The sequence below is a fragment of the Bifidobacterium sp. UTBIF-78 genome (assembly GCF_006408945.1).
GTDB classification, from domain to species: domain Bacteria; phylum Actinomycetota; class Actinomycetes; order Actinomycetales; family Bifidobacteriaceae; genus Bifidobacterium; species Bifidobacterium myosotis.
Map to the genome: position 1 here is coordinate 1 of NZ_JFAO01000047.1, position 8,408 is coordinate 8,408.

Below are 8,408 nucleotides of genomic sequence, written 5' to 3' on the forward strand. Positions count from 1 at the left end.
GAATTGCATTTGTGTCCCGTACCGTTGTGGGACGCAAATGCAATCAAGACGATAATGCAATTGCATCCCATTACATCATCAAAAAGGCGGTCGTAAAACCGTTACGTACTACTTTTCGGCGAACAGGTAACGGTCCCGGCCGGTCCAATCACGACCGGTCATGGCGGTGGCGAAGCCCGCCGTCCGGGCATAGGCGACGAGACGGTCGCCTTGGCTCACGTCATGTTCCATGACGAGCGCGCCGCCCGGCTTCAGCAGACGGAACGAGCGTTCGATGATGCGTTCGGGAATCAGCGTGCCGTCCGCGGAGCCGCCATAGAGCGCCAATTCGGGGTCCCAGTCACGCACTTCCGGCTGTTCGGGCACGTCGAGCTCGGGAATGTACGGCGGATTGGTGATGACCATATCCACCGTGCCGTCCAGATGGGCCAGAGTGGCCATCGATGTGGCGTCGGCGACCTCCAGCTGGTAATTGGATGTGATGGAAGGGTACCGTTTCGCCGTCTCCGCAAGGTTGCGCCGGGTCCATTCGGCGGTATGGGGCGCCAATTCCACGGCCCAGACACGACTGCCCGGCACCTCCGTGGCCACGGACAGACCGATGGCACCCGATCCGGCGCACAGGTCCACCACGAGCGGGGTCATCATGCCGTGGCGGGTGAGCCAGTCAAGGCCGGCCTGCACCACGGTTTCGGTCTCCGGACGCGGAATGAACACGCCGGGACCGACCTTGAGGTCGAGGTACCGGAACGACACGTGCCCTACGATGTACTGCAACGGTTCGCGTTTGGCCCTGCGTGCCAGCATCGACTGGAAGCGGTCGGCGTCATAGCCGAGTTCCGAGCCCATCAGCAGCGCCTTATCCACATCCCTCAGCTCGATGCCCGCGGCCTCGGCCATCAGCAGCTTCACGTCATGCTCCGGCGTCTCGATACCCGCCTCACGCAGCTCGGCCGCAGACGAACGAATCACGTCAGCAACACCCATTGTTCCTCTTCCGTCTATGTACACATCGCAATCGCCAGCTGAAGGCTTTGGCTGCCATACGTGATGTCCGACACGCTCAAGGCCGTTTGGCCAAGCCTACAGTCGGACATCACATATGGCAGCCAAAGCCAACCGAAATCACATCCACGCTCCCCTGTTCAACAGTCAAACGCAATGCAATCACGCGAAAGGAGGCGTTGGGCGGCACATGCGATGCGCGACTGTAGGCTTGGCCAAACGGCCTCGAGTGTGCCGCGCATCGTATGTGCCGCCCAACGCCGGACCGGCCATCGTCACTTCTGATTGGCGAGACGCTCGGCCTCGTCGGCCTGGATGTCGGAGTCGATGACGGCCTGCAGGTCGCCGTTGAGCACCGCGTCAAGGTTGTACGCCTTGTAGTTCGTGCGATGGTCCACGATGCGGTTCTCCGGGAAGTTATAGGTGCGGATGCGCTCGGAGCGGTCCAGCGAACGCACCTGCGAATGACGCATGTCGGCGGCCTCGGCGGCCTCCTGCTCGTGTTTCATCGCCAACAGGCGGGACTTGAGCACGCGTAGCGCGGAGGCGCGGTTCTGGATCTGCGACTTCTCGTCCTGCATGCTCACGACGATGCCGGTGGGGATGTGCGTCATGCGCACCGCGGAATACGTGGTGTTCACGGACTGGCCGCCGGGGCCGGAGCTCATGAAGATGTCGATCTTCAGATCCTTCGGATCGATTTCGATCTCGTCATCGTCCTCGTCGGCCTCGGGGAACACGATCACGCCGGCCGCGGAGGTCTGGATGCGGCCCTGCGATTCGGTGACGGGGATGCGCTGCACACGGTGCACACCGCCCTCGTACTTCATCGACGCCCACACGCCGTCCTCCGGTGCGGGGGTGCCCTTGGCGCGAATGGCGATCTGCACGTCCTTGACGCCGCCGAGCTCGGTGGTGTTCTCAGACTGCACGGAGACGGTCCAGCCGCGCTTCTCCGCGTAACGCGTGTACATGCGCAGCAGGTCGCCGGCGAACAGTGCGGCCTCCTCGCCGCCGGTGCCGGCCTTGATCTCCATGATGGTGTCGCGCGCATCATCCGGATCGCGCGGAATGAGCGCGGTCCTCAGCTTCTCCTCCACGGCCGGCAATTCGGACTCGAGACGCTTGGCCTCGGCGGCGAAGTCCGCGTCCTCGGAGGCCATTTCGCGGGCCGCCTCGAGATCATCCTTGACCTGCAGCCAGGACTTGTAGGCGCTCACGATGGAGCCGAGTTCGGCATGACGACGCCCCAGCTTGCGCAGCTTGTCCGGATTGGACACGATTTCAGGGCTTGCCATCTGCTGTTCGATGGAGTTGTACTCCTCGAGTGCGGTCGCCGCCGCCGGGAACTGTTCGTCTGCCATGACGCTTCTTTCCGTAGGTCTTTGTTTTTCCGTGGGATACCAGGATGGGCCGGAGAGCCATCAGCCGGCGCAATCAATCATCTGATGTCGCAGTCGCGATGACGCGGGCGACGAGCGGAGTGATGGGAAAAGATACAAAAACGCCAGTCCCGGCGGGCATGCCGAAGCATGCCGAGCCATATGGACTGGCGTGAAGTCTGCTACTTGCTCTTCTTGCCGTAGCGCTTCTCGAAGCGAGCAACGCGGCCACCGGTGTCGAGAATCTTCTGCTTGCCGGTGTAGAAGGGGTGGCAGCTGGAGCACACGTCAACGAACATGTGATCGCCGTTGCCAGCGGTGCGGGTCACGAAAGTGTTGCCGCACGAGCAAGTCACCTCAACGGGGTGATAATCAGGATGGATACCCTGCTTCATTTTACGTCTCCTAATGATTCGGGGGACCCGGGTCGCACGCCCCTATGGCATGCGTGAACCGGAACCTTTGGGATGATACTCGCGCATGTGGACGAATCGCGGATGCCTCATGTCCCGCGTCGAAAGACCACTGATTGCATTGTTCGGCTCCCTTTGCCCGAACGTTGCCATGAAGCAGACCGGAGCTGCTTGCCGGTAACGCACAAGCCAGTAGGCGAGCCAATTGATTGCGAGCGGCACGTCCATAATCGCAGATGAACTGGCCTACGAAGCGGGACTGAAGCATGCCCGAGGACAGTCAGGGGCAGCCATAATTTGCCAACGACTCCACGGCACAGGGCATCCGGCCTGCACGGAATATGGTGGGGCCACAGGGGCTTGAACCCTGGACCGGCGGATTATGAGTCCGATGCTCTAACCGACTGAGCTATGGCCCCACGCTGGCCGCCGCGCGACGTACCGCCCCACGGAAAACCAACCTGTACAGTGTAACACGCAGGCAGCCGGAAGCCACTCCCACAGAGGCGCGCCTTCGGGAATCACCGAAGAATCAGGTCGAATCCGGCCCGCCGACATCACAAAGCGACGGAAGAGCGACCCGCCAAGCCATTGCACTATTGCACTATTGCGCGATATACGCCAGCGGATTGTCGATGAACCGTCGCAGACCCATCTCGGCCGCGCCATACAGCGAGGGATGCTCGGCCACAGGCGGCACGAACACACGAATCTTCACATTCGGATAGCCAAGGATCTCGGAGCGCAGCCGGCTTTCGAGCACGTTGGCCAGCTCGTCGCCGAAATGCGTCCACAGACCGCCGAGCAGCACGGTGTCCACATCCACCATGTTCACGGCGGAGGCGATGGCGGAAACCAGCGCGTCCACGGCCTTATCCACCACTTTGGCCACTTGCGGGTCACCGGAGCGCCAACGTTGGAGGAACTTGTCGATGGCCTCGCTGCTGGTCGCCTCCTCGTCGGTGGCGATGCCCGCGGCTTCGACCAGCGCACGGCGGCCGGCGAACGATTCCAAGCATCCGTGACGACCGCACCGGCACAGCGGCCCATCCATCGCGACCGATAGGTGGCCGACCTCCCCGGCGAAGCCATGCGATCCGGTCACCACCTCGCCGTCACGCACCACCGCGCCGCCGATGCCGATATCCGTGGAAAGGTACACGAACGAATCCATGCGGTCCACCACGTTGAGGAATGCGGCGCGTTCAGTGGCATATCCCGGAATCTGCGCGATGGCGGCCATCTTGGCCTCGTTTCCGGCCACCACGTCCAGCCGGCGCACCACGTTGAACCGGGTCAGGTTCACGTTCTCCCAGCCGAGGTTGCGGGCCACCAGCAGCCACATGTCGTCGGTCACAATGCCCGGCAGCGCGAGACCGGCGCCCACCACCTTGCAGCCGCGTCGTTTGAGCCGGCTTTCCAGCGGGAAGGTCATGGCATCGAGCTTGGCGAAGATCTCATACGGATCGGTGTCCGTCATGTCCGCGCTCACCCACTCCCGGCCGAGCGTGTCCCCGTTGAGGTCGAGAGCAAGGCAACCGTAGCCGTCGGTGTTGATCTGCAGTCCGATGCCCGCGATGGTGCCGCCTCGCACCCTGAGTGGCGTGCTGGGGCGGCCGTAGGTGGTGAGCACCACCGGCTCGCCTTCCTCGATCACGTTGCCGTCAAGCAGCATCGAGGCCAGCAGGGACATGGTGGCCTTGGTCAGTCCCGTCTCCTTGGCCAGATCCGCACGGCTCATCGGCCGTTGCGCGCGCAACAGGGTGTCCAGCGTGACCGAGAGATTATGATTGCGCAAATCCTCCTGATTGATTCTGCGTAGACCCGCCATCTCGCCCGCCTTTCCTTGGAGCCCGACCCCACCCGCATCGATGTGAGCGCGCACATGACATTTCCTTATTCATTGTGCGACACAACGATTGGACCTGCACGCCTCTTCGCGTGTTCCAGCTTGCAAACGCAACCTGAGATACAGTATAGTTTAATCGTCTAACTTATTGATTATGGCGCGTCGAGCCCCGGCGTGCGAACCTCACCGAGGAGGAGAATATGGCGCAAACACTGGTCGCCGGCGTGGATACGTCAACCCAATCAACAAAAGTCCGTATCACGGACGCCGAAACGGGCGAACTGGTCCGTTTCGGTCAGGCCAAGCACCCGGACGGCACCTCGGTCAACCCGGAATTCTGGTGGGAGGCGTTCCTGAAGGCCGCCGAACAGGCCGGCGGCCTGGATGACGTGGCGGCTCTCGCGGTCGGCGGGCAGCAGCACGGCATGGTGATTCTGGACGAGCAGGGCAACGTGATCCGCGACGCCATGCTGTGGAACGACATCAGCTCCGCCCCGCAGGCCGCCGCACTTATTGATCGTCTCGGCGAGGCCCCGGCCGAGGACGGCGAGCCGGAGGACGTGACCGCCCGCGGCAAGCAACGCTGGGTCAAGGCCGTCGGCTCCTCCCCCGTCGCCTCCTACACCCTGACCAAGGTGGCATGGGTCGCCGAGAACGAGCCCGACAACGCCAAGAAGATCGCGGCCATCTGTCTGCCGCACGACTGGCTGAGCTGGCGTATCGCCGGCTACGGTCCTGTGGCCGAGGGCGAGGACGCGCATCTCGATGCGCTGTTCACCGACCGTTCGGACGCTTCGGGCACCATCTACTACGACGCCGCACACAACGAGTACCGTCGCAACCTCATCGCCATGGTGCTGGCCGCCGCCGAGGGCGAGGACGCCGCGCGCGAGCACGCCGAACGAATCGTGCTGCCCACCGTACTCGGCCCCACCGAGGCCGCAGCGGTGAAGGCCGCGCCGTCCATCGCAGGCAAGGACGTTGAAGGCGGCTGCATTCTGGGACCCGGCGGCGGCGACAACGCGATGGCCTCGCTGGGCTTGGGCATGGCTGTGGGCGATGTGTCCATCTCCCTGGGCACCTCCGGTGTGGCCGCCGCCATCGCCGAGAACCCGGTGTACGACCTGACGGGCGCCGTCTCCGGTTTCGCCGACTGCACCGGCCACTACCTGCCGCTGGCCTGCACCATCAACGGTTCGCGCATCCTTGATGCCGGCCGCGCTGCCCTTGGCGTGGACTACGACGAGCTGGCCGAGCTGGCGTTCCAGTCCGAGCCGGGCGCAGGCGGCATCACGCTGGTGCCGTACTTCGACGGCGAGCGCACGCCGAACCGTCCGGACGCCACCGCCTCGCTCACGGGCCTGACGCTGCACAACACCACCAAAGAGAATCTGGCCCGCGCATTCGTCGAAGGTCTGCTGTGCTCCCAGCGCGACTGCCTGGAGCTCATCCGCTCGCTCGGCGCGAAGATCAGCCGCATCCTTCTAATCGGCGGCGGCGCGAAATCCGTGGCGATTCGCACGCTGGCGCCCTCAATCCTCGGTATGGACGTGACCCGTCCGGCCACCGACGAGTATGTGGCCATCGGCGCCGCCCGTCAGGCCGCCTGGGTGCTCTCCGGCGAGGCTGAGCCGCCGGCTTGGAAGCTCAATATCGAAGGCGTGGAGACCGGCGAGCCCACCGAGGCCGTCTACGCCGCCTACGCCAAGGCCCGCGGCTGAGGGTAGCGCGGGTTCAGCAGGCGGACGGCGAACCTGACCGGCCGTAGGTTGAGGCGCGCACAAGGGCTCACATAAGGGCCGTCGTCCTTTCTTGGACGGCGGCCCCCAGTTGATTAGCGCACCGATTAGTGATCCGTCTCGCAATTGTTTGAGTAGTATCGGCCCTCGCTGATGAGGAGGCTGTCAGCGAAGCTGACTGGGGGAGAGAAAAGCTGAAACTCTCAATCATTTAAGAGATGGACCATTAGTGCACCGATACGACGAGCGGGCATCGTTCTGCCTTGCGATTTGGACTTGCGATTGGGAACCCGCGATTCAGGCCTCCAATTTGAACTTGCAATGGGACTTGCGATTCAGGCCGCCGATTGGAATCGACGATTGGAACTTGCGACCAGGACCTACGATTCGGGCCCCGACTGGGATCGGCCCTATCCGCTTCCCCTTTAAGCTGGGGCTGAATGCGAAGATGCGCTATAATCATGAGGTTTGTTGAAGTCTGGAGATCCCTATGAACGACCGCTCCCGTATGATGCTGTACGCCTTGACCGCAGTGGCCTGCGTGGTCTGGATCTGGCAATCCGTGCAGGAATCGATGACCGATGGCACGATGATCAGCACCTCGAACATCATCTTTCTGGTCTGCATCGGCATCGCGGCCGTGTACTGCGCGGCCAACGCGCTGATCCTCTGGTGGCGGCAGCCGGGCAAGAACGACGAGGAGGATGGGCAGGAACCGTCCGAGACGGCCGATGACGAGGATGATGAGTCCGGCACTACGACTGAAGTTGAGGACGACGCCAAGAATGGCGAGACAAAAAGCCAAATCCACAGATGATGTCAAAGCCCCCGCAGACTGACGTTAGTGTCCTGTGAGAAGTATTCTCACCCCCGTCAGGGCGTTGTCGTGAAGCAGACCGTGGAGCTGCTTGCGGGCACGTACGGGCTTGCAGGGCTGAGCGCACAGCGAGTCCATACCCTGCAGGACTAGTTGTCCGCCTCTTAAATAATTGAGGGCTTCGGCTTTTTCTCTCCCCCAATCAGCTTCAGTCGGCCCCTCATCAGCGAGGGCCGACACCACTCAAACAATTGCGAGACGGACCACTGGATAGGGCAGGTAAGCGGACCCGAGGGGTAGTCTGAAAGGTAGTCAGTTCACCCGGGTCTAAGACGCAGACTAATCCTGCGTCCGTGGTCCGTTTCATGCGCATGGAACATCCGCGGGGTATCATCGCCGCAAAGTACAGATAAAAGGAGCGTCATGGATTCAGCAACCATGGGAATCGTCATCAGCGTGGTACTGGGCATTGTCTGCATACCCTGCGGCGTGTTTCTCGGCCTCATCCCGATGAAGGCTGATCAGGTGACCACCAAGCAGTCGCGCGCGTCACAGATGATGTGCTTCATCATCGCCTTGGTGTTCATCGGCCTGCTCATCGCCGGACGCGATCTTGAGACTTGGGCCATCGTGATCGGTCTGGTCATCGGCTTCGCCATCGGCAAGATTCCGCCGTTCCACGTCTGGGCCTTGGCCAAGTGGCCGTTCCTCGAGCCCAAGAAGCCGGCCCCCAAGGTCAAGCGCGTCAAGAAGGCCAAGCGGAAGTAGGATTCCCTCGACTTCGTTTCGCATTCCCACGGTCGATTCGAGTGATGTGGAATCTCTTCGGAGCTAGGGAATCTTACCGACAACGCTGAAGACATGACCGATTCGGCACGGACATGTTCTTTCCCGCGCACTCCATATCGAGCCTATGCCATCGCGCCTCTGCCCGCATCCATATTGCCTCGGTACCGCCTCAGTATGGGATTCATACGACACCTGTACCGCCTCAGTACGGCACCCAAACGGCATCCAGACCGCGTCTCATACGGCATCTACACCGTCGTCTGGTCGCCGCTTATTCTCCGTATCGTCGCCATCAGGCCAGTGACCGGCCGCTCCGCGACGCTGAGCCCCTTTCCGGCGGCGACAAACAACCATCCACTGGCTCCCCGACACCGCTGACGCACTCAGCGTCGCTGCCATACCAAGCACTGGCCT

The 8,408-nt window shown here is 62.4% G+C and carries 7 protein-coding genes and 1 tRNA gene; 3 read left to right on the forward strand and 5 right to left on the reverse strand.

The window, feature by feature from the left end:
• Positions 1 to 108: 108 nt before the first annotated feature.
• From prmC to BG22_RS09400, 5 genes are all read right to left on the reverse strand, one after another.
• The gene (prmC, locus tag BG22_RS09380; protein ID WP_094666923.1) at positions 109 to 987 is read right to left on the reverse strand and encodes a peptide chain release factor N(5)-glutamine methyltransferase; all 879 of its coding nucleotides are present in this window, start codon (positions 985 to 987) and stop codon (positions 109 to 111) included.
• 293 nt (positions 988 to 1,280) lie between these two features.
• Complete coding sequence (gene prfA / locus BG22_RS09385) at positions 1,281 to 2,369, reverse strand: peptide chain release factor 1 (protein ID WP_094666924.1); 1,089 nt, start codon at positions 2,367 to 2,369, stop codon at positions 1,281 to 1,283.
• A 200-nt stretch (positions 2,370 to 2,569) separates the two neighbouring features.
• Positions 2,570 to 2,782 carry a 50S ribosomal protein L31 gene (rpmE, locus tag BG22_RS09390; RefSeq protein WP_094666925.1) on the reverse strand — a complete coding sequence of 71 codons (213 nt, stop codon included), beginning with the start codon at positions 2,780 to 2,782 and terminating at the stop codon, positions 2,570 to 2,572.
• A 360-nt stretch (positions 2,783 to 3,142) separates the two neighbouring features.
• Positions 3,143 to 3,219, reverse strand: a tRNA-Ile gene (locus BG22_RS09395).
• Positions 3,220 to 3,404: 185 nt separating this feature from the next.
• Positions 3,405 to 4,631 (reverse strand): ROK family transcriptional regulator, encoded by a 1,227-nt coding sequence (locus BG22_RS09400; RefSeq protein ID WP_140495058.1) that lies wholly within the window; start codon positions 4,629 to 4,631, stop codon positions 3,405 to 3,407.
• Between the two features lie 218 nt (positions 4,632 to 4,849).
• On the opposite strand from BG22_RS09400, the gene BG22_RS09405 reads away from it, so the two are divergent.
• The 3 genes from BG22_RS09405 (at position 4,850) to BG22_RS09415 (ending at position 7,973) form a co-directional block, all read left to right on the forward strand.
• On the forward strand, positions 4,850 to 6,370 hold the full coding sequence (locus BG22_RS09405; RefSeq protein WP_140495054.1) for a xylulokinase: 1,521 nt from the start codon (positions 4,850 to 4,852) through the stop codon (positions 6,368 to 6,370).
• Positions 6,371 to 6,878: 508 nt separating this feature from the next.
• Positions 6,879 to 7,205 (forward strand): hypothetical protein, encoded by a 327-nt coding sequence (locus BG22_RS11250; RefSeq protein WP_258186313.1) that lies wholly within the window; start codon positions 6,879 to 6,881, stop codon positions 7,203 to 7,205.
• A gap of 423 nt (positions 7,206 to 7,628) precedes the next feature.
• Entirely contained in the window at positions 7,629 to 7,973 is a 345-nt protein-coding gene (locus BG22_RS09415) for a hypothetical protein (protein ID WP_140495056.1), read from the forward strand.
• Positions 7,974 to 8,408: the final 435 nt, after the last annotated feature.

Bases quoted from the DNA above. Each gene is read 5' to 3' on its own strand.
- BG22_RS11250 (WP_258186313.1), top strand. From the start codon at position 6,879: ATGAACGACCGCTCCCGTATGATGCTGTACGCCTTGACCGCAGTGGCC.
- rpmE (WP_094666925.1), bottom strand. From the start codon at position 2,782: ATGAAGCAGGGTATCCATCCTGATTATCACCCCGTTGAGGTGACTTGC.
- prmC (WP_094666923.1), bottom strand. From the start codon at position 987: ATGGGTGTTGCTGACGTGATTCGTTCGTCTGCGGCCGAGCTGCGTGAG.
- BG22_RS09400 (WP_140495058.1), bottom strand. From the start codon at position 4,631: ATGGCGGGTCTACGCAGAATCAATCAGGAGGATTTGCGCAATCATAAT.
- BG22_RS09415 (WP_140495056.1), top strand. From the start codon at position 7,629: ATGGATTCAGCAACCATGGGAATCGTCATCAGCGTGGTACTGGGCATT.
- BG22_RS09405 (WP_140495054.1), top strand. From the start codon at position 4,850: ATGGCGCAAACACTGGTCGCCGGCGTGGATACGTCAACCCAATCAACA.
- prfA (WP_094666924.1), bottom strand. From the start codon at position 2,369: ATGGCAGACGAACAGTTCCCGGCGGCGGCGACCGCACTCGAGGAGTAC.